This is a genomic window from Aeromonas sp. s3 (assembly GCF_040907805.1).
GTDB lineage: Bacteria > Pseudomonadota > Gammaproteobacteria > Enterobacterales > Aeromonadaceae > Aeromonas > Aeromonas dhakensis.
On the sequence record NZ_JBFOCQ010000027.1, the window covers coordinates 384,921 to 405,687 of the forward strand.

Below are 20,767 nucleotides of genomic sequence, written 5' to 3' on the forward strand. Positions count from 1 at the left end.
AGGTGCAGAAAACCGGCTAACTTTACCAATGCCCACCCCAATCGGCAAGCGCTCAAACTGTCGCCAGCCCATCGGGCGCGACAAAAATGCGAGTCATCACTCACCCGCACAAGCCGGCAAACGCTAATAAACAAGGGGATAGGGGGTCGGCGGCCGGCCAGCGCCCCCGCAGCCCCGCTCAATGCATCACTTCGCGCCGATAAATAATTCTGTCATTACCGCGACTTGAGCCGAAAATGGCCTCCCCTTGCAGGGTCTGGGGATCCGACAGCCAGAGTGGTTGTGTCGGCTGTTTCGCTAGCTCCACCCGGTACGGAATGCGCACCGCCATCTCGGGTTTGCCAAACTGCAGCAGGATCTCGCCATCTTTGGCCACCGCCGCCATGCCGCCCGGTGGCGAGCTGCCCAGCCCCAGCTTTATCTTGCGATTGCCCCCTATGTTGAGCTCGCTGCTGGCAGTATCGAGGCTCTGGCCTGCGCCCGAGAAGCTGAAGCCCTGATTGGCCAGCGACAGCAGGGTGCATTGATCCAGCCTGTTTTGCTGCCAGCCACCGGCCTCGTAATACTGCATCTGCTGCGCCACGGCCAAGGCGGCCGATGCCACCCCGGTCTCGGTCTTCGCCAGCAGCCGGCCGAAATAGACCTGCATCGGCACTATGTCGATCAGGCGGGCGTTGCAACTGCCACCACTGCAGTCACCCACCACCCCATCGTTGAAATTGGGCATGGCGATCAGGCTTCTGTCGCCATCGTTATCTCGCATGTAGAGGCCAAACAGCAGCGACTCGTAGGGGCCATCCGGCTGGACGTCAGACACGCGAACAAACTCGCTGCTGCCGGTAAAGGTGGCTCGTCCATCGAGCCATGGCAGCGGCTGCAGGCTGCGCAGGCGGCTCGACAGGGTCTTGCCATCCTTGTCGTTGGCCACGGTGATAAACGCACTGCCCTTGGCGAAATCCCCCGTGTAATTTGCCGTCTGGGCACCGGCCAGGTTGCGGGCGCGCACATCCAGCGCAACCCCGAAGGGCTGCCCCATATATGTGAAGGGATCGCAGGCCGGTACTATGTCGCCGCTCACCAGCTCGAAGTCGGCCGGGATGAAGCGGCCCACCGGCTGGCTCTGGCTCGGCGGGACTGTGGTATTGAAGTAGCCGTTGGTCGGCGGGGTCGCCGTCAACCTGAACACCCCCACCTCGCTGACGCTCTGTTCCATGCTGGTCGTCCCGTTGGCCGCGGCGCCATGGTCATAACTGGTTTTACCCAGGCTGGCGGTACTGCCCGGCGTCGGCGCCACCAGGGTATTGCTCAGGGCGATGCCGCTGAGCGAGAAATTGGGGGTCGCGAGATTGCCGGTGCAGATGTCGCCGTCGTTGGCTGACTCCCAGGCCACCGCCTTGATGTCGACCTGAAATGATTCCCCCGCCTTCTTGAAGATCGGGCAGCTGGCATAGTTGCCCGTACATGCTGCCGCTGCGGTCGTGATGCAGAGCCCCACCGGCCGCGCCACAAATGCATCCGAGCCCAGCATCACCAGGCCAGCTTCACTGCCGGTGCCGTCGTAGCGGGCATCCAGCTGAACCTTGCCGGCATCCGGATAGGTGACCGTCATGCTCGACTGCCCCTGGGCATCGAAACTGAGGGAGAGCGCAGTGGCATTGCCCTGGCTGGTGCCGATCACGCTGTTGTTGACGCTCATTCTGTTGTTGTAGATGTTGCTGGCGGGCGAGACATAGCTGCTCCAGAACTTGATGCTCTTGCTCTGGTTGGCAAACCCGGGCACACACTGCTTGGTCACGTCGCTCTTCTTGACCGCCTTGATGGCCACCGTCTGCGGCTGGTTCGAGTAGGTGTCGGGCACATCGAAGATGAAGCCGCTGTCGGCAAAGGTGAGGGTGCAGGCGGCGCTGCTCAGCGCCCCGCCACCAGAGCGGCAGAGGGTGGTGCTGAGCGGTTTGGTCGAGGGTGTCGAACCGCTGACCCCCACGGTGACCGCGCCTGCCGTCGTGTTTCTGAGCTGCAACGTTGTGCTGCCGCCGCTGAAGTTGACTACGTTGCCCCCGACCCAGCCGCCGCTGGTCGTCGTGGTGGGGAGCAGGGTCGCGCTGACCGGATCGGTGATCAGCACGCTGCAATCCGGGTTGGCACAGGCCCGGATGGTGAGGGTCTCCGGGTTGCAGGTCAGCGCATTGCCGCTGTGATCGAACTCGAAGTGATCGATCTGGGTACCCACCGGGCTGGATCGCAGGGCGCAGATCCGCACGTTGTCTATCTCGTGGTAGTTGGTGACCGAGCCGGTTGAGCCGGTCAGCGACAGCAGGAAATTGGCCGGCACCGCCGCCTGACCGGCCTGGCTCGCCATGTTGAGGGGGCCGATCAGGGAGCTGTAGCCAGCCCCGGTATCCCGCTCCACCGTGGCCAGCGAGCTGCCAGCCACCCGGGAGTCGACCGTGATGCGATAGCGGTGGGGCCGGTTGCCGTTGGTGCCGCTGTCGACGGTCGGGCTCAGGTAGCTGCCGGTACCGGCGAGATAGTTGTAGCCTGAGGTGCCAGACCCGGAGCCGCGGATGGAGACCGCCTGCGGCCGCGACCCCAGGTTGGTACTTCCCCCCTCGTTGGCATAGTTGCCGTACTCATCGAGCCCGACCCCGAGCCAGCCGCCGGCAAAGCCGCTGATCCCGGTCTTGTAGCCATAGCCCAGCGGGCCGCCGAAGGCCCCCGGTTGCGGCGTCATGGTCGAATCGGAGAGCACCACCGCCATGCCGTCGGCCCCGCTCGTGCCAGAGGTCTTGTAAGCGTATTGATCGAATTCGATCGTCACCAGGTTGCCGGCCCCCGGAAAGAGGCGCTGGAAGGTCGCCGAGGTGGCCTGATCGGTGACGTTCTGGGTGAGTCGCAGGCGGCCATTCTGTACCGATGGCAGGGTACTGTTGTTGCGCTGGGCCACCACCCAGCTGTCCGGGTTGATCTGGCCGCTGTCGAAACCATCGGTAAAGCAGGTCAACGGCGGCGGCACCGAGTAGTCGTTGATGCTGGACTGGGCATCCATGCTCAGGTAACCGGCCGTCACCCTGCCATAGACGGTGGCATTGTTGTTCATGGTCAAGCGGCCGTCGGTGTAGAGATAGCCATAAAATGTGGTGGCGTTATCGAGCACCATGTTGCCGTAATTGACCCAGACAAGGCTGCCCTGATTGGTCGCATTAATGTTGACCGTGTTGACCAGCTTGACATCCTTGTTGACAAAGATGCGGGTGGTACCGCTGCCGGAGAGGCGGATGGTGGCATTGTCGAGTACCAGTGCATCGATGAAATAATCGCCGTCCCCCAGCACCAGCACGCCATTGTTGCGCACCGCCAACGTCTTGAACTGGTAGGTGCTGCGACTGGGGAAAGTCATGGTGCAGCTTTCTACCGTCATGGAGCCATAAGCAGCACTGCCAGCAGTTTGCGAGCCGGACGAACAGTTCTGGATCGTGTTGGTATTGTTGGAAGGGAATGCGTTGTTGCCGTTCAGCGCCAGCCCTCGAATATCACTGCCGGTAACGGTGCAGACCTTGTAGCCACCCACACCGTTATCGCAACGGAGCGTATTGTTCTGATCCGGCTGAATGGAACAAAAATTGAGCGGCAGCCCGCCGGTACCGTTGATCTTGGCGTTGTTGAGCTGGCTCAGCTGATAGCCGCTGATCTGGTGGCAAACATCGCTGTTGTTGCCATGATGACCCTGCACCACGGCCGGGAAGAGGGAACCCGTATCGATGGGATCGAAGGCCCAGACCTGGCCAGTGAAGAGGGCCAGCGCCCACAACCATTTCATCATCAGCCTCCGTCGTACGCTTCGACCATCAGGGTGCGGCTCACCCTGAAGTCTGGACTGGCACTGGTCAGGTCATTGCGCAAGCCGCAGGTGCCGACACTCTCGAGCCGATAACCGGTGCTCGTCACGTTGTTGTAGCTGGTCGCCAGGGTGCGGCACTGCACCACCGCCTGACAGTCGACCAGCCCGAGGTTGCCGGCGAAACTGATCGTCCTGCTGGGCTCGCACTGTGCCGTTGGCTGGGGCTGGGCCGCTGTCCGGTTGGGGAACAGTCGATAGAGCGCCAGCTCCAGCCCGCTCTGGGCCGCCAGCAGGGCACGCACGCTGTGCACCTCCACCGTGTTCTTCTCGCTGCTGTCGAGCAGAAAACGCCCCATGACCGCCGCCAGCATGGCCATCACCACGATTACGAACAGGGCGATCAGCAGGGCACTGCCCCCCATCTTCTTGCTCTGGCGCCGCTCAGGGAACATTGAACACCCCCAGCTTGTGGTTGAAGGTGACCGCTTCCCCCTTGCGCTCGAACACCAGCCGCACGCCGAACTCCCCTTCGCTGTTGAAGGCCGTGGCCTCCCGATAGAAAGAGCCGGCCCGCAGGGAGTCGGCCATCAGGATCCCCAGCGGCATGGCCGCGCTTGCACCATTCAGCGCCATGCTGGCGCGGTACATGGACCCCGCCTGCACACAATAGCGTACCTGTTCGCGGGCAAAGTAGACCCGGCTGCCAGGGGAGAGGCCGGCCAGACTCTCGGTCGCTGCGTAGCGCAGGGTCTGTGCCCCCGAAACCGGAGCCAGCACTTCGGTGACCCTGGCGACACAGCGCCCGTACTCGCAACCATTGCTGAGCGAAGGCTGGTTGGCATCGGGCAGCGGGAAGACGGCCAGCAGATCCCCCACCGCGACTGCACTGGCATCCGGGCTTAAGGGATCGACGGCCGAGGCAGGGGTGGCCATCACCAATTCGAGGGTGGTTGTGCTGCCGGACACATTCCGGTTGAGGGCAATGTAACGGCTGGAGGTGCTGATGGGCCAGAAGCGCAGGCAGGGACCGCTGTCGCTCCAGCTGCCGTCCAGCGTCTCGATGCGCTCGGAACCCGGCAGCGCATTGCGTACCTCGCGGTTGAGCCGCTCCATGGCGAAGCGGGCATCGCTCATCAGCTGCTCGCGGCTGCTGGCATCCCCGTAGACCTGGCTGCCGATGCCGATGAACTGGCTGGCGAAGGTAGCCATGATCCCCAGCAGCAGGATCACCATCACCAGTTCGATCAGGGTAAAACCGCTCGCCGTCCGCATCAGTAGTTGCCCCGGTAGAAGGAGAAGTCGAGCACGCTCTCATCCGGCAGTTTGATCTGCAGATCGATGCGCTTGCCCACCGAACAGGGGGACGCACAGCTCTTGAAGGTGCCATCGCTGAAGTCGACCGGGCTCACCGCAATCCTGACCTGATAGTTGCGATACTCGTCGCTGGCGATAATGCCGCCGCTCTGGGTGTAGAAGCTGGCATCCTGCCAGCTGCCGGCGGTATCGAAATCGTCCACGTCGTTGAACGCATAGGGGGTGGGTTCGCCGTCCGAACCGTAGCGGGTCGAGCAGGCCGGGATGGTGACACTGGCCACCACTTCACCACAGCGATAACGGCCGCCGTTGTGATCCGACTGCTCGTCGAACGACTTTTGCTGGATCTCGCCGGCCAGCCGCTGGGCCAGCTGAGCCGCCCGCACCTGCTGCACCGGATCCACCGCGCTGGGGGCCTGGTTTACGAGCAGACCCAGGATGCCGGTCAAGGCCACCGCCAGCAGCACTATGCCGACGATGAGCTCAATCAGGGTAAAACCGCGATCAGGGGCTCTCATGAATGAAGCCCTCCGACTCTATCTTGATGCCACCCGTCTCCTGGCCATCGCTGACCCGCAGGGTGCAGCCCGTGGCACAACCCCCGAGCGGCCTGCCCATCTGATCGAAGCGCAGCACGAAACTGCTGGCGTTATTGAGGGAGACCGCCATACCGGCGGAAGGAGTGACAAGACGGCCACGGGTGCGTTGATTGTCGCTCCAGCCGGCCATGAGGCCGGGGGCCGGACAGCCAGCCCCGGTCGCCGCCAGCGTGATATGGGCAAAACGGGAAGCCTCCACCACCAGCTGGGTACAGCGGTCGGCGGGTTCATGCATGTTGATTGTCTGCACCAACCGCAGCCGGGTCAGCAGCTCATCACGCAGGGTTTGGGTTTCAACGCCGCCTTTGCCCAGCCATTTGGGCACGGCAAAGGCGGCCAGAATCCCGAGCAACAGGATCACGATAACCAGTTCAATCAGGGTAAAGCCAAGTCTGCTCATTGAAATAGATCGCATACCATTTTTACCCATCAAAAATGAGCAGAGAGAACCTCTCTCTCTCTCTGCTCATCCGAACATTGTATTAATTGCAGTCAGTGGTCACCGCTGTCGGTACTGAAGTCGACGTTGCCTCGGTGTAAGTCACGAAGCAAGTGGTAGAAGTGGTAGATACGCCATTCGGGAAAATTTTGATGGCGGCAGGACTAGAACCAGTCGGTGCGGAAAACGCCCATTCAGTACTATTCAACTCAACAACAGTTGACAGCGCAGCAGAGGTCGCAACCGGGTAGCCAAACAGCGTAGAAACTGTTTTTCCATTGCCCAGATCCAGGTCGTAAGCAGTGCTTTCTTTGTCTTTCCCTTTGAGAACTGACTTGCTGTAAACCATGGCACCAGCAGAGTTCAAGGAACCAGCAACACCTTTCAAGGTGGACGTTCTGGCATCATCCTGCAGATTCAGGAACTTGGGTGCAGCGGTCACTGCCAGGATACCCAGAATGATGATCACGATGACCAGTTCGATCAGGGTAAAACCCGCCTGTTTTTTCATCTTGTTTTCCTCTGTCAATTAATGTTGGTGGTCACCTGACCGGAAGCCGGACGGTAACTGAAACTCATGAATGCATCAGTACTGCCTTGCGGATCCTGATACTTGCCATCACTACCCTTACTCAAACTATTGACCAGATAGTAGCGGCAGACCGAGTCCAGGCCGTTATTGGTCACACTGACATAGTATTTCAGGTCATTGCCACTACCACGCACCTCGCTGAAGCTGGTGGTAGCCTTGGGCGGGTTCTGCAGCAGACCCTCCCAAATCTTGAGACAGCGCGGGGCCGTCAGGTTGGCCGGATCCACGTCGATGCCACCGCCCGCCGAGGTATCCATGGGGTAGCCGGGCGACAGCTCGCCATTGCTGACCTGGGTATCGGTCGGCGTGGTCAGGTAGAAGCGGGAGCCGTCATAGAGCACGGTATTGAGGCTGTCCTGCTTGGCGCGCCCTTCGGCCTCCCACTGGGCCCGCACCAGCGACACGCCAGTAGCAAAACCGCCGGAGACCCCCTCCACGCTGGCTTTCTTGGCTTCGTCCGTGACATCGAGAAAACGGGGCAAGGCCGTCACCGCCAGGATCCCCAGGATGACGATGACGATCACCAATTCGATCAACGAGAAACCCGCTGCCCGATGGGGGCTCGCCACACCGGCATATTTTGGAACCAGTCGCGTTGTTGTCATGAACCCTCCGTAATAACCCACATTATTTCATGTAGATACAAAAAAATCATTTAGCTGGCTCGCAAAAAAAGCCTCATTCAGGGCTTCTCCAGCACTCTGCCGTCAGAAAAGTGATAAATCAGCCAATTAGGTTCCAAGCCGAACTCACATCCGGTGCCATCCTGGCTCGCCAGGGCCTGCACCGGCGGCTGGGTCGAGGCCGTTGCGCCGATGAGCCGATCCCACAGCCAGCGGCAATGCTCGGAGGGCGTCAGCGGGTCACCGCTACCCAGCGGCCAACCCCGCGCATCAAACTGCCAGGCCACCCCGTCGACGTGCAACAGGGCCGGTCGTCGCTGCTCGAGCCAGAGTCCGTGCAGGCGCTGGGCTCGCTCGGCAAACTGCTCCCCCAGCAGGGTCAGGCTGACGGCCAGCGCCTCCTCCCGGTGGACAAGATAGCTCCGGGCCAGGGTCGCCACTATGATCAGCAACAGGATCACCGCGGCCAGCCGCCGATAGCCTCCCAGCCAGTGCTCATCCTGTTGTGACTGTCGACTCACCCGTCTCGCTCCACACTCTGCCGCTTATCCACACCGCCCGCATCATATCCCGCCTCGTTGACCGGTTATTTGCCACGTACGGCGCACACCATGCCCCGCAGTGACGGTAAAGATACCGGCTATTTGCCGCGTACGGCCCGCATCATGTCCCACATCGGCGTAAAGATACCCAGTGCCAGGATCAATACCATGACCGCCACGATCCCGATCAGGATCGGCTCGATCCGGGCGGTGAGGCTCTTGAGGTCATAATCCACCTCCCGCTCGTAATACTCGGCCGCCTCGTGCAGCAGATCATCGACCTGGCCGGTCTCTTCCCCCACCGCGATCATCTGCATCACCAGCGGGGTAAACAGGCCGCTGGCCCCGGCGGTGCGCAGCAGGCTCTCGCCCCGCTCGATGCCGGCCCGCATGTCGCGGATCCGCCCCGCCATGTGCGCGTTGTCCACCGCGTCGGCCACCAGGCTCAGCGCCGTGTTGAGCGGCACCCCGGCCTTGAGCATCATGGAGAAGCTGCGGGCGAAGCGGGCCAGCAGGGAGCGCTCTATGATGGTGCCAACAATGGGCAACTTGAGCTGCCATCTGTGCCAGGTCAGCTTGCCCTTGACCGTGCTGACCCAGTGCCGCCAGCCGAACACCATGGCCAGCAGCACGCCGAGCATCACCCACCAGTAGTGCACGAAGAAGTGGGAGGTGGCGAGCAGGATCCGGGTCGCCAGCGGCAGCTCGACGCCAAATTTGGCGAACATGCCGGCAAAGACCGGAATCACCATGATGTTGAGGATTACCATGGCGATGCCGATGGCAATCAGCACGAAGCTGGGGTAGCGCATGGCGGTCTTGATCCGCTTGCGGGTTTCCAGCTCCAGCTCAAAATAGTTGGCCAGTTGCAAGAACGCCTCTTCCAGCTGACCCGTGTTCTCCCCCACGTGGATGATGGCCACGAACAGGCTGCTGAACACCCTGGGATGGGCCTGCATCGAACTCGACAGCGGCCGGCCGTTGCCCAGATCCTCTCCCAGCGCGTGCAGCGCCCGCTTGAGCGGCTTGCTGTGGGCACTCTCCTCCAGCCCGGCGATGGCGCGCAGGATGGGGATGCCGGCCCGGGTCAGGGCATACATCTGGCGGCTGAACACCACCAGCTCGTCCAGCCGCACGCCCCGCTCCAGCAACAGGGACCAGTCGAGGGCGGCCGCCTTCGCCTTGCCGGGTTTCAACTCGGTGGGCATCACGCCGCGACGCATCAGCTGCTCGGCCGCGGCCATCTCGTTGGCCGCGTCCACCACGCCGCTGACGGCATTGCCCTGGCTGTCGCGCCCCTTGTAGGCGAAGCTGCTCATGGGGTGCCTCGCGCCAGCCAGCCCCGTTCACTGCCGATGAAGTTGGTCATCACTTACCCCAGATCCTCGGCCAGTCTCAGCACCTCGTCCACCGAGGTGATCCCCTGACGGGCATAATCGAGCGCCGTCAGGGCCAGCGGCCGGTAGTGCTCGTGCTCCCGCGCTGCCCTGGCGAAGCCCTCGGCATCGTTGCGGCGCAGGGCATCCATCATGGGCTGATCCAGCTCCAGCAGCTCGTACACCCCGATCCGGCCAGCGTAGCCGGTGAAGTTGCAGCTCTGGCAGCCGCGTCCCTTGTGGTAGACGTGCTGGCCCGGCGTTTCGCCGGAGAGTACGGTCAGCCAGGTGGCCTGGCCCTCGTCCGGCGCCTTCTCCTCCACGCAGTGCTCGCACACCCGCCGCACCAGCCGCTGGGCCACCACCGCCCGCAGCGCGCTCGCCACCAGATAACCGGGCGCCCCCATGTCGATGAGGCGCAGGGCGCTGGTGACGGCGTCGTTGGTGTGCAACGTGGTCAGCACCAGGTGGCCGGTGATGGCACCGCGCAGGCCGATCTCCACCGTTTCGTTGTCCCGCATCTCCCCCACCAGCAATATGTCCGGGTCCTGGCGCAGGGTGGAGCGCAGCACGTGGGAGAAGGTAAGCCCGATCTTGGGATTGACCTGCACCTGATTGACCCTGGGCAGCCGGTATTCCACCGGGTCTTCCACCGTGATGATCTTCTGGCTGGCCTGGTTGAGCTCGGAGAGGGCGCCATAGAGGGTGGTAGTCTTGCCACTGCCGGTGGGCCCCGTCACCAGGATCATGCCGTGGGGTCGCTTGAGCTGACGCCGGAAGCGGGTCAGGATCTCCGGCGGCATGCCGGTCTCGGTCAGCGACAGGATGCCGGAGGATTGATCCAGCAGCCGCATCACCACGGATTCGCCGTACTGCACCGGCATGGTCGACATCCGCACATCCACGTCGCGGCCGCGCACCTTCATGTTAAAGCGGCCATCCTGCGGCAGCCGCTTCTCGGAGATGTCGAGGCCGGCCACCAGCTTGAGGCGCAGCACCAGCGCCTGGGCGATGCGCACCTCGCTCAATATGTTCTCGTGCAGGATGCCGTCGATGCGCTGGCGAATGCGCAGCACCTTCTCGTCAGGCTCGATGTGAATATCAGAAGCCCCCACCTGCACCGCGTCCTCGAACAGGGAGCGCAGCAGCTTGGCCACCGTCGCCTCCCCCTCGTCACCGGCCCCCAGATTGCTGGAGCCGAGCTCAAAGCCGGCGTCCTGATACTCTTCGTGCAGCTGCTCGGCGAAGCTCTCTATTTCGCGGGTGCGGCGATAGAGGCGGTCGAAATACTCCAGCAGCTGCCCTTCCCGGGCCACCGCCAGCACCATCTCGCGGGGACTGAGCAAGGCGGCGATGGCGTCAAGGGCGCTCAGGTCCGCCGGATCCGACATGGCCACCGTTACCCTGTTGTCGGTGAGGTTGACCGCCAGCGCCCGGTAGCGGCGCGCCTGCACTTCCGGCAGCAGCGGCACCGCCGATGCATCTATGGTGAGGTTGTTGAGATCGAAGAAGGGCACGTCCAGCTGGCGGGCGAGGAACTGCAGCAGCTGCACCTCGCTGATGAAGCCGAGATCGATCAGGGTGGTGCCCAGCTTGCGGCCGGTCTGACGCTGCTGCTGCAGGGCGAGCTGCAGCTGATCATCCGAGATGATCTGTTCCTGTACCAGCAGGTCGCCGAGGCGCATTTTCAGTCTGGGTTGTGCCATGCAAACTCCAAAAAAGTGATCCCGGCCGCCCGTCAGGGGGCGAGCTGGGCAATACGCTGTTCAAGCCAGCTGGTCGAGGCCTCGCCCAGGTTGCCGTGCAACTGGGCATTGCGATAAGCGTCCAGCGCCCGCTGGCTGTGGCCCTGCCCATCCTCGGCCACGCCGAGCCCGAGCCACCAGCGGCCTTGATCCGGCTGCTGGCGCAACAATTTCACATAGAGATCCGCCGCCTCGGTGTGCTGGCCCAGCTCCTGGCTGAGCCCGGCCCAGGTGGCGTAATAGTCCAGATTGCTGGCGAGATCCGGTCGGTAGCCGGTCAGCCAATCCAGCGCCTTGCGCTGATCACCGCCACTGATGGCGAGCCGCGCCAACAACAGCCGAAAATCCGCCTGCCCCGGATCGAGCCTGAGCCCCTCCTCCAGCAGCTGGCTCGCCTCGCTCAGCCGCCCCTCGCCGTAGAGCAGACCCGCCAGCTGTTCGCGCGCCCCCTGATTGTGCGGGTCGTGGGCCAGCACCTGATAGTAGTTGTCCTGGGCATCGCGCAGCTGCCCCTTGGCCATGGCGGTGGTGGCCTTGCGCTCGGCCAGGGTGGCCAGTTCGGCCTCGGAGAGGTTGACCGTCTCTATCTTGAGCACGCCGGGCTTGCGCGGCGCGGTCACGGGGGCCTCCTGCTCCGCCGTCAGTTCGGCATAGAGGTCGGGTTGCAGCTCCTCATCGCTCGGCCCCTCCTCGTCGATGGCAGCTACGGCTGCCTCTTCCGGCGCCTGTTGCGGCTCGGCGGCCGGTGATGGAGCAAGCTGACGCGGGGTCGGCAGCGCCACCACCTGATCCACCGGCTCCTGTTCTGCACTGGCCGGCACAAGAGCGGGCACGGCGTGGGCAACAGCGTCCGGTTTGGGCTCGCCGGTCGTCTGCAGCTGGCGAACTTCAGCGACCCGCTGGCTCTGCTGCCAGTAGATCCAGGTGCGCCAGCCCAGAATGCCGAGGGCCAGCCCGCAGATCAGGGTCAGCAGCAACATCCACCAGCCCTGCTGGCGCACGGGAGGCACATAGACGGCCCCCTCGCCCACCTGCTGGCGCTGTTCCAGATCCTTGAGCATCTGATTGATCACGCTCATTGCCAGACTCCATAGGCGAGGGCGCAGCCCAGCAGCAGCACGAATGGCCACCAGCGCCGCGGCACGAAGCGGCGGGCGTCATCGGTGTCGCGCACGGCCAGCCGCACCAGCCGGCAGTCGATCTGGCGCGCCCCCTGGCCATAGGCCAGCATCAGACACTTCTGGGCCAGTATGTTGATGAGTCGCGGAATGCCGCGCGAGGCGCGCCACAGCTGGCGCAGCGCCCGGCCGCCAAACAGCGGGGCCCCGCGATAACCGGAAATCTGCAATCTGTGCTCCAGGTAGGCCCGGGTTTCATCGAAACGCAGCGGCCGCAGGCAGTAGGAGAAGCCGATCCGCTGGCGCAGCTGGCGCAGATGAGGCTTGGCCAGCCTGGCGTCCAGCTCGGGCTGGCCGAACAGCACTATCTGCAGCAGCTTGCTCGATTCGGTCTCCAGGTTGCCGAACAGCCGGATCGCCTCCAGCGTCTCGTCCGGCAGCGCCTGCGCCTCGTCGATCAGCACCACCACCCGGCTCCCCTGCCGATGCAGACTGATGAGGTGGCGATGGATGCGATCGGTCAGATCCAGCTCGCTCTGATCCCGCACCGACAACCCCAGCTCCAGCGCCAGGGCGATGCGCAGCTCGGCCGGCGTGAGATGGGGATTGGGCAGCCAGGCCAGACGCACCGGCCGCTCCTCGGAGCCCAGTTCGCTCAGCAGCTTGCGACAGAGCAGGGTCTTGCCGGTGCCGACTTCGCCGGTCACCTTGATGAAGCCCTCCCCCTGTGCCAGCGCCCAGTTGAGCACCTGCAGCGCCTCCTCATGCGGAGGCAGCCCGTAATAGAAACCGGTGTTGGGGGTGAGGCCGAAGGGGGCCTCCTGCAACCCGAAGTGGTTCAGGTACATGTCGTCAGCTCCCATGCCAAGGCCGGATGGTCTGCAACAGACCACCCGCCAGCACCAGATCAGGGGACAGAGCCTGATACGCGTTCATGCCATCAACCCTTGGGGGGATACCATTTGTCGAGCAGTTCGGAGGAGCGCTGCAGTTCGTTCTGCCAGGTGTCCTTCTCCACCACGGTCGGTTTGAGCAGGATCACCAGCTCCACCTTCTTGGTGCTTTCGCGCCGGTTGGTGAAGGCCTCGCCGACCCAGGGAATGTCCCCCAGCAGCGGTACCTTGCTGACGATCTCCTGCTTGTCGGTCTTCATCAGGCCGCCGATGACAATGATGTCGCCGTTGTTGGCCTGCACCACGGTATCGGACTCGCGGATCGAGCTCCTGGCCAGCGGCAGGACCAAGGGATCCGCCGTGCCGACATCGATGGTTTTCTTCTGCTCTTCGGTGTCGATGACGGAGGGGTGGATATGCAGCAGCACCTTGCCCTCTTCGTCGATCTGCGGCGTCACATCCAGCGCGATGCCGGAGAAGAAGGGGGTCAGCTCTACATTGGGCGTGACTATCGGTGCCGATGTCCCTGAGGTGGTGGTCGTGGTGGAGGCGTTGGTGACGAAATACTCGTCGGACCCCACCTTGATCACCGCCTTCTGGTTGTTGGTCGCCGTCACCCGCGGGCTGGAGAGGGTATTCACATCCCCCTGGGTCTTGAGCAGGTTGACCGCCACGTTGAAGTTGCCATCCGTGATGGTAAAACCGGCACCGCCACCAATTGCCTTGAAAATCGGGTTTGTTGCGCCCACCAGGCTGGTTCCCAGCGAACCGGCACCGTTCAACAGCTTGTACGCAGGGTCGCTGCCCGGAGCAGTCAGGATGGGCTGAGCCACCGTCGGAATACCCTTGTTGCCATCCCAGCTGGCCGTCAATCCGCTCCAGTCCACCCCCTGCTCGTAGCCTTCGCTGAGGGCCACCTCCAGGATCCGCGCCTCCAGCACCACCTGGCGCTTGAGATGACTCTCAGACTGGTTGAGGAACTCGCGCACCGCCTTGAGCTCCTTCGGATAGGCCCGGACGGTGACCAGACCCGCCTGCGGGCTGGTGATGACGGCGCGACCGTCACCGCTGCCGACCAGGGTCTGCAGGGTGTCGCGCAGATCGGTCCAGTAGTCGCTGTTGGTGTCGGTCTCGATGCGGGTGCCGTTGCCGTCACTGCCCGAGCCGCCATTGGAGGAGCGGTTGCTGGTGTTGTTGTTGGTACTGCCGTTGGCGTTATCTAAGTTGTTGTTATTGCTGCTGTTGCTGTCGTTAGAGGCCACCCCGCCGGTGCTGACCGAGGTACGGGAGAGGCCGCGTCGGGACATCATCAGGTAGTTGACCGGAATGGTCTCGGTACGCAACCCGGCCGGGTAGACGTGAAACACGTTGCCCTTGCGCTGCACGTCGAAGCCGTACATGTCCCCCACCACCGCCAGCACTTCGGTCAGGGTCACGTCCTTGAGCTCGACCGAGATCTGGCCGACCACCCCGGGATGCACCGCCACGCTGTAGCGGGAGCCCTTGAACAGAGAGCCGAAAAATTCCACCGCATCCACGTCGTGCGCGGCGATGCGCAGCCTGGGCTCCGGCATGCTGATGGCCTGGGGCGGGCGGTTCAGTTGCAGCAGTTCGCTCTGTACCGACTTGGGTACGCTGGTCAATGCACCGGCCTTGCTCTGCTCGGTCATGGCGTGCCGAAGCGCGTCCTTGGCCTGCACGGGTTCTGGGTGGCGGTAGCTGGTACAGCCTGCCGTCAGCACGGCCACGGAAATCAGGCAGAGATGATGTTTTTTCATGTAATTAGTGCGCCCTGACTTGCAATTAAACTCGACAAACCTGGCCCCGCCCATCCCGGACGGAGCGCGTTCAGATGCGGATCTTGCTGGCAAACAGGGTCAGCGACAGGCGCTTGCCCCCCTTCTCCAGCACCACGGCATCTGCACTGATGGCCACCACGCGATAGCCCTCGACCTGCTGGCCGACCCGATAGCTGCTGCCGTTGAGCACCGCCAGCGCCGGGCCGTTGCCCAGCATGATGCTCTGCAGCCTGGGCAGACCGGCCTCGCGGGAACCGGTCGCACTGGCGCCACCGGTGACGCCGCTCAAGGGAGCGGTGGGATCCTGCAACACCTCGGTCTGTGCCTGGGCCAGCAGGGTGAACAGACACGCCCACAGGGGAAACCATCTAGCCACGAATGAACTCCTTGCTGGTGCTGAGGGTGTAGATCTCCATCTCCACCACGGCCCTGGGGTGCTCCTGCACCTGATAGTCAAACTGCTTCCAGTAGAAGTGGCGCGGCAGCGCCTCCAGCGCCTTGAGGTACTGGTAGACGTCGAAATAGCCGCCCTCCAGCTTGAGGCGGATGCCGTGCTTGAACAGGTTTATGCGCTGCTCGCCCGCCATCAGCGGCTCGGGCGCCAGCGAAGTGAGCGCCACCATGTGCAGATTGGCGGAGCGCGACAGCAGCGCCTCCAGCACCTCCGGCATCTCGTGGGCCTGGATCAGATCCACCGTCTGGGCCTTGAGCGCCGCATCCAGCTTGCCGATCTCCTCATCCACGCCAGCCAGCTGGGTGCGCACGTTTTGATCCGGATCCCGCGCCAGCCTGGCCTGCTTGCCCTGGTTCTCGAGATCCATGATCTCCAGATCCCGCTGGGCAGAGCTCAGCGCCAGCCGATCCTGCTCCAGCCGCACGACGGCGGCATCCAGCCAGCCATAGGTAGCGATGGCACCGACCAGCACCACACCGGTCAGCATGATCAGCACCCGCTCACGCTGGCTGAGGGCGGCCAGCTTGTCCGCCCAGGCCTGCCACTGCGCTTTCAGGCTCATCAGGGCTTCTCCCGTTCGATGCCGCTGAGCTGGAAGGCCAGACGGCCCTCCTTGTCGCGGCTCAAGGTCAATTCACCAAACTGCTTGCCCGCCAGACTGGGGGTCTGCTTGAAACGGTTGACCCAGGCCGGCACGTCCTGACTGCGCCCGGCAAAGCCGGACAGGTTGACACGCCCGTCGGCGATCTCGATCCGCTGCAAGGAGAGCTGCGGATCCCGGATACGGGAGAGATCGGCCATCAGCCCGGCATAGCCCCTGGATTTTTGCAGCGCCAGGCTGCCCAGCTGCCTGATCAGGCCCTGCTTGGCGGTCAGCTCCTCCTGCCTGGTAACAAGCTGTTGCTGCAGCAGGCCATCGGCCTGGTGGCGGGCCAGCTCGGCATCCAGCCGCTGCGCCTCGCCGCGTTTGACCTCCAGTTCAGCCCGCAGTTGGGCCAGCTCGCGCTCGACCCCGTGCTGCTGCCAGCCGATGACGGCGGCTGCGCACAGCAGCACCAGCACGCAAGCGCCCCACACCAGCGCCATCTGGTTGAGGCTGGCCCACTGCCGTCTGGGCCGAAACTCGGCACCGTAGAGATTGATCTGACGCTTCATCAGGCATCCTCCCCCAGAGCCGCTGCATAGGCCGAGAGATATTCGACTCCAGACAGGATCGCCTTGTTGGCCATGGCGGAGACGGCAAAACCGAAGGTCTGCTCCATGTGACGCACCAGGGTACCGATGAAAGGTGAGGCGATGGCGAGCTGCATCTGCCCGAGTTCCGGCAGCTTGAGCTGGCCCGCCAGGTAATCGAGGGAGCGCTGGATCTCCAGCGCCAGCGAGTCGAGCAGCATGGCGTCCGGCTCGTGCTCGCCGGCGAGGGCCGTGAAACCACGCAACTGACGGGAGAAGCAGAGCCCCCCCTGATGGAACACCAACAACTGCAGGTCCTGCCCCTTCGGCTGCCACAGCAGCATGCGTACCGTCTGATCCGGCTCGTAGAGGGCGGTCATCGCCAGCTCATCGCTGACGATGGACTCCAGGGTAGCCACCTGATTGACCGCATCCGCCAGCTGCTGCACCCGGGCCTTGGGCACGCAGATCACGTTGATGCGCGGCCGGCCGGCCGGCGGGGTGGGCAGGTCCACATAATCCATGGCGAGCTGCAGCACGGGCTCGTTGACGTAATCCTTGACCGCCCAGGGCAGGGCGCCGGCCATTTCGGCATCGGGCACCGCCGGCTTGTCGATCTGGACCTGTTGATAAAGGCTGGCCGCGAGGGCGACTCGCACCTTAGACTTGGCGAGGCCGTGGCGGCTGAACAGCTCGCCCATGGCCTGAGACCACTCTTGCGGGCCGTTGATGGCGCGGGTGGCGAAGATGGGTGGGTTGCCGAGCGAAGCCAGCATGATCCGATCGCCGGCCAACAGGAGTCCCACCTGCCCGCCCGGGGTCGAACGTCTGAAAAGTTGTTTCATTGAAACCCGCACCTGGCCGCCAAAAATGGATTAAACCTTAGCATAAACAGAGCATTAGCCTCCAGATAAATGACGGATTACTCATTGCCACCCCAGCCCCAATCCGGCTTGTCGTTGCCGTTGCAACCGGCCCTGCTGCCCTCGCCGCTGCACGCTGTCTCGCACCCGCTGTTGAACGCCCATGATGTCCAGCTCTGGTGCAAACGGGACGATCTGATCCACCCCGCCATCTCGGGCAACAAGTGGCGCAAGCTCAAGTACCACCTGCGGTATGCCGAGGAGCAAGGCAAGCGCCATCTGCTCTCGTTTGGCGGCGCCTACTCCAATCATATCCATGCCCTGGCGGCGGCCGGGTGCCAATCTGGCCTGCGTACTACCGGCATCATACGCGGGGAACCGGAGGCCGTCAGCAACGCCACCCTGAGCGCGGCGAAAGGCTGGGGCATGGATCTCATTTTTGTCGACCGCCAGAGCTACCGGCGGCGGCAGGATCCCGCCTGGCTGGACCAATTCCAGGATGAAGAGACCCTGATAGTGCCGGAGGGGGGCAGCAGCCCGCTGGCCATCCCCGGGGTGGCCGAGCTGGTCGACGAGGTGCCCTTCTCGCCGGATCTCTGGGTGCTGCCCTGTGCCAGCGGCGGCACCCTGGCCGGGCTCATCGCCGGCAAGCGGGATCCGGAACAGATCCTCGCCATCGCCGTGCTCAAGGGGGGCAGCTTCATCGCCAACGAAGTGCGCCGCCTCCACCCGGCCGCCGCCGACACGCCCGGCTGGCGGATCGCGCTGGATCACCACGACGGCGGCTATGCCAAATTCACTCCGGCGCTCTGGCAGTGGGTGCAGTCCTTCAGCGCCGAGACTGGTCTGCCACTTGAGCCCATCTACAGCGGCAAGGCGATGTGGGGGCTGTTTCGCGAACTGGCGGCCGGTCGCATCCCGCGCGGCAGCAAGATCGTCTTCATCCACACCGGCGGCATGCAGGGGCTGGCGGGGCTGAGAGAGCAGGGGCGCCTGTGATGGACGGTCGGGCGCGGCGCAGGCGCTGAACCACCGCTCTTGACCACAAAAAAAGAGAGGGTCGCCCGGGCGACCCTCTCTTGCCTCCGTCAGGCGCCGGCCGGTTCCAGCACCAGCCGCTGTGGCTCGGCAAACCAGGGGCCCTGCCCGGCGTGCACTCCGAGGTGGCGCAGCATCTTCCACTCGTCGCCACTCTCCACCCCCACGGCGATGACCCGGGTGCGGGTATTGGCACAGCCCCCCACCAGGCTGCGCACCGCCATCTGGTTGACCTGGCGGGTGTGGATCTCGCGCACCAGGCTGGGGTGCAGCTTGAGGAAGTTGATCTCGAACTCCTTGATGTACTGAGTGCTCACCACATCCTGGCCGGCATGATCGATGGCCAGCTGGCAGCCCAGCATGCGCAGCGCCCGCAGCGGCCGCTTGAGCGCCTCGTAGTGGCGGGTCACCTGGGCCTCGGAGAGTTGCAGGATCAGCCGCTCGTTGGTGCTGCGCGGCAGCTGGAACAGATCGAAGAACAGCCAGCGCTGGAACTCCCGGTGCAGCAGGCTCTGGGCGCAGAGGGTCAGGCTGATGGGGCAGCTCTGCTCGGAGCGCTGACGCAACAGGGCGAGGGTCTGCTGTGCCACCAGCCGATCCAGCGGCAGCAGCAGCCCCGCCTTCTCCGCCATCGGCATGAAGACGCCGGCCTGCAGTTCCCGTCCCTGCTCGTCGTGGATCCGGATCAGCAGATCCTGCTGCAGCACCACCTGATCCCGCTCCTGCTGCACCGGCTGCACGTAGAAGTCGATGCCGTGCTCTTCGATGCGCCGGCCGATCAGGGTGCGCCAGCGCACCGTGCCCTTACTGCTCTGCTCCTCGTCCAGCTGCTTCTCGTAGAGGAACCAGCCGGTGTGACCCTGCAGTTGCGCACTCTTGAGTGCCAGCTCCGCTTCCTCCTGCACCTTGAGCAGGGAATCCTGCGCCTGATAGCAGACCGCTCCCAGATAGACGGCGGTGTCGGCATTGACCGCCTCGGGCCAGTGCAGTCGCTGCAGGCTCTTGTGCAGCTGGCCGGCGGCATCCACCATCTCGCTCTCCGACATGTTGGGCAGCAGCACCGCAAACACCTGGCCGGCATAGCGGGCTTGCAGGGCACCGTTGTGCTTGCGCACGAAGGCGGCGATGGAGGCGCTCGCCTCCATCAGCAGATCCTGGCTCTGGCGGCCGTTCAGCTCGGGATCCAGCTCCTCCAGCCCGGCCAGCTCGATCAGCAGCACGCCGCCACTCATCACGCTCGCCTCCATGATGGCGCTCTCCAGCCGGTTGTCGAAGAACAGCCGGTTGCCGATGCCGGTCAGCTTGTCGACGAAGGCGTTGCTGCGGATGAAGTTGTCGAAGCGGCTGCGCTCCTTGCGGGCATCCGCCAGCTCGGCCAGCAGATAATCGAGGGCCTGGCTGGCGGACTGCGGCCACTCGTCGGCCGGATCGTGGGCCAGCTTGGTCAGCTTGCCGTCCAGGATCAGCTGGGCCCGCTCTGCCAGCAGCTCGGCCCCGCGCAGTTGCAAACGCAGCCAGCGGATGGAGTACCAGAGACCGAACACCACGATGAAGATGCCCAGAGAGATGCCGGACATGGCCTTGATGGAGTACTCGAACTCCTTGAACGGTCGCTCCAGCTTGAAGTCGGCCTGCATGTCGGGTTGATGGGGAATGGCCTGGTGATAGGGGATCAGCAGGCTCTCGTCGGTCGGCTGCTGCACGTCGCGAAACCAGTAGATCCGCTGCTTGTTCTGGCGGATCTCCAGCTCAACCACGTGGGCCGAGCGCAGCAGGGTCGGCAGCCAGCGGGTGAGATCCTGATGATCGTCGGCGATCTCCAGCTGCTTGTCGATGATCTCCACCAGGGAGTTGACCTTCTTCTGCTGCAGCTCCATGCCCAGCTCGCGAAAGCTGAACACCCCGCCAAGCAGCACCATGGCCATGGCCGCGATGACGCACAGGGTAATAAACGAGACAAGCTGGGTGGTCAGTTTCATGTACCTTTCCGTATGCCCGACAACTTCCATGTGGCTTCATCGTATCAGCCAACCTTGAAGCGCGCCTATGGACGAAGATCCCGCTTCTGGAATTAAGCGGGCGAGCATACCCAAACAGGTGCGAGAACACCAAGCCCCGGACAGGGTGGCGGCCAAAAAAGGAGGATCAAGGAAGAGAAAGAGAGGCTGGGCTCAGGGCCATGGCCGAATGACAGGCAGAAAAATGGTCCCGCAGAGGGGACCAAAAGAAACACTCATATCAAAACTAACACTCTGTGCTACTGACAAAAAAACAGATACAGGAGTATTGAACACACGGTGAGTCAAACCGCACGGCTACTCTAGCCACTTCAGATAAGCTGGACAATTGTCATTTATGACA

The 20,767-nt window shown here is 63.5% G+C and carries 19 protein-coding genes; 1 reads left to right on the forward strand and 18 read right to left on the reverse strand.

Annotated features, from left to right (window positions below):
- Positions 1–178 precede the first annotated feature (178 nt).
- The 17 genes from AB5Y98_RS14760 to mshI form a co-directional block, all read right to left on the reverse strand.
- The gene (locus tag AB5Y98_RS14760; RefSeq protein WP_368232171.1) at positions 179–3,820 is read right to left on the reverse strand and encodes a DUF6701 domain-containing protein; all 3,642 of its coding nucleotides are present in this window, start codon (positions 3,818–3,820) and stop codon (positions 179–181) included.
- Complete coding sequence (locus AB5Y98_RS14765) at positions 3,820–4,290, reverse strand: MSHA biogenesis protein MshP (RefSeq protein ID WP_368232172.1); 471 nt, start codon at positions 4,288–4,290, stop codon at positions 3,820–3,822. The genes AB5Y98_RS14760 and AB5Y98_RS14765 overlap by 1 nt, the downstream gene beginning before the upstream one ends.
- On the reverse strand, positions 4,280–5,110 hold the full coding sequence (locus tag AB5Y98_RS14770; protein WP_368232173.1) for a PilW family protein: 831 nt from the start codon (positions 5,108–5,110) through the stop codon (positions 4,280–4,282). Before AB5Y98_RS14770 ends, AB5Y98_RS14765 begins: the two co-directional genes overlap by 11 nt.
- Positions 5,110–5,670: a prepilin-type N-terminal cleavage/methylation domain-containing protein gene (locus AB5Y98_RS14775; RefSeq protein ID WP_368232174.1), complete on the reverse strand. Its 561-nt coding sequence runs from the start codon at positions 5,668–5,670 to the stop codon at positions 5,110–5,112. Before AB5Y98_RS14775 ends, AB5Y98_RS14770 begins: the two co-directional genes overlap by 1 nt.
- A complete protein-coding gene (locus AB5Y98_RS14780; RefSeq protein ID WP_025202354.1) occupies positions 5,657–6,151 on the reverse strand; it encodes a type II secretion system protein in 495 nt (164 codons plus the stop codon). Before AB5Y98_RS14780 ends, AB5Y98_RS14775 begins: the two co-directional genes overlap by 14 nt.
- Before the next feature lie 82 nt (positions 6,152–6,233).
- Complete coding sequence (locus tag AB5Y98_RS14785) at positions 6,234–6,701, reverse strand: prepilin-type N-terminal cleavage/methylation domain-containing protein (RefSeq protein ID WP_005308091.1); 468 nt, start codon at positions 6,699–6,701, stop codon at positions 6,234–6,236.
- Between the two features lie 14 nt (positions 6,702–6,715).
- On the reverse strand, positions 6,716–7,387 hold the full coding sequence (gene mshB, locus AB5Y98_RS14790; protein WP_005308090.1) for an MSHA fimbrial major subunit MshB: 672 nt from the start codon (positions 7,385–7,387) through the stop codon (positions 6,716–6,718).
- 77 nt (positions 7,388–7,464) lie between these two features.
- The gene (locus AB5Y98_RS14795; protein WP_017785702.1) at positions 7,465–7,926 is read right to left on the reverse strand and encodes a hypothetical protein; all 462 of its coding nucleotides are present in this window, start codon (positions 7,924–7,926) and stop codon (positions 7,465–7,467) included.
- 119 nt (positions 7,927–8,045) lie between these two features.
- A complete protein-coding gene (gene mshG, locus AB5Y98_RS14800; protein WP_010635376.1) occupies positions 8,046–9,266 on the reverse strand; it encodes an MSHA fimbrial biogenesis protein MshG in 1,221 nt (406 codons plus the stop codon).
- 53 nt (positions 9,267–9,319) lie between these two features.
- On the reverse strand, positions 9,320–11,029 hold the full coding sequence (gene mshE / locus AB5Y98_RS14805) for a GspE/PulE family protein (RefSeq protein ID WP_211049242.1): 1,710 nt from the start codon (positions 11,027–11,029) through the stop codon (positions 9,320–9,322).
- 32 nt (positions 11,030–11,061) lie between these two features.
- The gene (locus AB5Y98_RS14810; RefSeq protein ID WP_260752340.1) at positions 11,062–12,147 is read right to left on the reverse strand and encodes a tetratricopeptide repeat protein; all 1,086 of its coding nucleotides are present in this window, start codon (positions 12,145–12,147) and stop codon (positions 11,062–11,064) included.
- The gene (mshM, locus tag AB5Y98_RS14815) at positions 12,144–13,034 is read right to left on the reverse strand and encodes an MSHA fimbrial biogenesis protein MshM (RefSeq protein ID WP_368232175.1); all 891 of its coding nucleotides are present in this window, start codon (positions 13,032–13,034) and stop codon (positions 12,144–12,146) included. Before mshM ends, AB5Y98_RS14810 begins: the two co-directional genes overlap by 4 nt.
- A 92-nt stretch (positions 13,035–13,126) precedes the next feature.
- Positions 13,127–14,857 (reverse strand): pilus (MSHA type) biogenesis protein MshL, encoded by a 1,731-nt coding sequence (gene mshL, locus AB5Y98_RS14820; RefSeq protein ID WP_368232176.1) that lies wholly within the window; start codon positions 14,855–14,857, stop codon positions 13,127–13,129.
- 70 nt (positions 14,858–14,927) lie between these two features.
- On the reverse strand, positions 14,928–15,254 hold the full coding sequence (locus AB5Y98_RS14825; RefSeq protein ID WP_336291477.1) for an MSHA biogenesis protein MshK: 327 nt from the start codon (positions 15,252–15,254) through the stop codon (positions 14,928–14,930).
- Positions 15,247–15,894, reverse strand: coding sequence for an MSHA biogenesis protein MshJ (locus AB5Y98_RS14830; protein ID WP_017764687.1), 648 nt, complete (start codon positions 15,892–15,894; stop codon positions 15,247–15,249). The genes AB5Y98_RS14825 and AB5Y98_RS14830 overlap by 8 nt, the downstream gene beginning before the upstream one ends.
- Positions 15,894–16,487, reverse strand: coding sequence for a PilN domain-containing protein (locus AB5Y98_RS14835; RefSeq protein WP_017785708.1), 594 nt, complete (start codon positions 16,485–16,487; stop codon positions 15,894–15,896). The genes AB5Y98_RS14830 and AB5Y98_RS14835 overlap by 1 nt, the downstream gene beginning before the upstream one ends.
- Positions 16,487–17,350, reverse strand: coding sequence for an MSHA fimbrial biogenesis protein MshI (gene mshI / locus AB5Y98_RS14840; protein ID WP_368232177.1), 864 nt, complete (start codon positions 17,348–17,350; stop codon positions 16,487–16,489). The genes AB5Y98_RS14835 and mshI overlap by 1 nt, the downstream gene beginning before the upstream one ends.
- Before the next feature lie 69 nt (positions 17,351–17,419).
- On the opposite strand from mshI, the gene AB5Y98_RS14845 reads away from it, so the two are divergent.
- Complete coding sequence (locus tag AB5Y98_RS14845; RefSeq protein WP_026141208.1) at positions 17,420–18,367, forward strand: 1-aminocyclopropane-1-carboxylate deaminase/D-cysteine desulfhydrase; 948 nt, start codon at positions 17,420–17,422, stop codon at positions 18,365–18,367.
- 89 nt (positions 18,368–18,456) lie between these two features.
- On the opposite strand, the gene AB5Y98_RS14850 is transcribed toward AB5Y98_RS14845, so the two are convergent.
- The gene (locus AB5Y98_RS14850; RefSeq protein WP_368232178.1) at positions 18,457–20,385 is read right to left on the reverse strand and encodes an RNase E specificity factor CsrD; all 1,929 of its coding nucleotides are present in this window, start codon (positions 20,383–20,385) and stop codon (positions 18,457–18,459) included.
- Positions 20,386–20,767 lie beyond the last annotated feature (382 nt).

Excerpts from the sequence above, each read along its gene's own strand:
- AB5Y98_RS14850 (WP_368232178.1), bottom strand. The coding sequence starts at position 20,385 with ATGAAACTGACCACCCAGCTTGTCTCGTTTATTACCCTGTGCGTCATC.
- mshI (WP_368232177.1), bottom strand. The coding sequence starts at position 17,350 with ATGAAACAACTTTTCAGACGTTCGACCCCGGGCGGGCAGGTGGGACTC.
- AB5Y98_RS14845 (WP_026141208.1), top strand. The coding sequence starts at position 17,420 with ATGACGGATTACTCATTGCCACCCCAGCCCCAATCCGGCTTGTCGTTG.
- AB5Y98_RS14810 (WP_260752340.1), bottom strand. The coding sequence starts at position 12,147 with ATGAGCGTGATCAATCAGATGCTCAAGGATCTGGAACAGCGCCAGCAG.
- AB5Y98_RS14835 (WP_017785708.1), bottom strand. The coding sequence starts at position 16,487 with ATGAAGCGTCAGATCAATCTCTACGGTGCCGAGTTTCGGCCCAGACGG.
- mshL (WP_368232176.1), bottom strand. The coding sequence starts at position 14,857 with ATGAAAAAACATCATCTCTGCCTGATTTCCGTGGCCGTGCTGACGGCA.
- AB5Y98_RS14780 (WP_025202354.1), bottom strand. The coding sequence starts at position 6,151 with ATGAGCAGACTTGGCTTTACCCTGATTGAACTGGTTATCGTGATCCTG.
- AB5Y98_RS14775 (WP_368232174.1), bottom strand. The coding sequence starts at position 5,670 with ATGAGAGCCCCTGATCGCGGTTTTACCCTGATTGAGCTCATCGTCGGC.
- AB5Y98_RS14785 (WP_005308091.1), bottom strand. The coding sequence starts at position 6,701 with ATGAAAAAACAGGCGGGTTTTACCCTGATCGAACTGGTCATCGTGATC.
- mshG (WP_010635376.1), bottom strand. The coding sequence starts at position 9,266 with ATGAGCAGCTTCGCCTACAAGGGGCGCGACAGCCAGGGCAATGCCGTC.
- AB5Y98_RS14770 (WP_368232173.1), bottom strand. The coding sequence starts at position 5,110 with ATGCGGACGGCGAGCGGTTTTACCCTGATCGAACTGGTGATGGTGATC.
- AB5Y98_RS14830 (WP_017764687.1), bottom strand. The coding sequence starts at position 15,894 with ATGAGCCTGAAAGCGCAGTGGCAGGCCTGGGCGGACAAGCTGGCCGCC.
- AB5Y98_RS14760 (WP_368232171.1), bottom strand. The coding sequence starts at position 3,820 with ATGATGAAATGGTTGTGGGCGCTGGCCCTCTTCACTGGCCAGGTCTGG.
- mshB (WP_005308090.1), bottom strand. The coding sequence starts at position 7,387 with ATGACAACAACGCGACTGGTTCCAAAATATGCCGGTGTGGCGAGCCCC.
- mshM (WP_368232175.1), bottom strand. The coding sequence starts at position 13,034 with ATGTACCTGAACCACTTCGGGTTGCAGGAGGCCCCCTTCGGCCTCACC.
- AB5Y98_RS14765 (WP_368232172.1), bottom strand. The coding sequence starts at position 4,290 with ATGTTCCCTGAGCGGCGCCAGAGCAAGAAGATGGGGGGCAGTGCCCTG.
- mshE (WP_211049242.1), bottom strand. The coding sequence starts at position 11,029 with ATGGCACAACCCAGACTGAAAATGCGCCTCGGCGACCTGCTGGTACAG.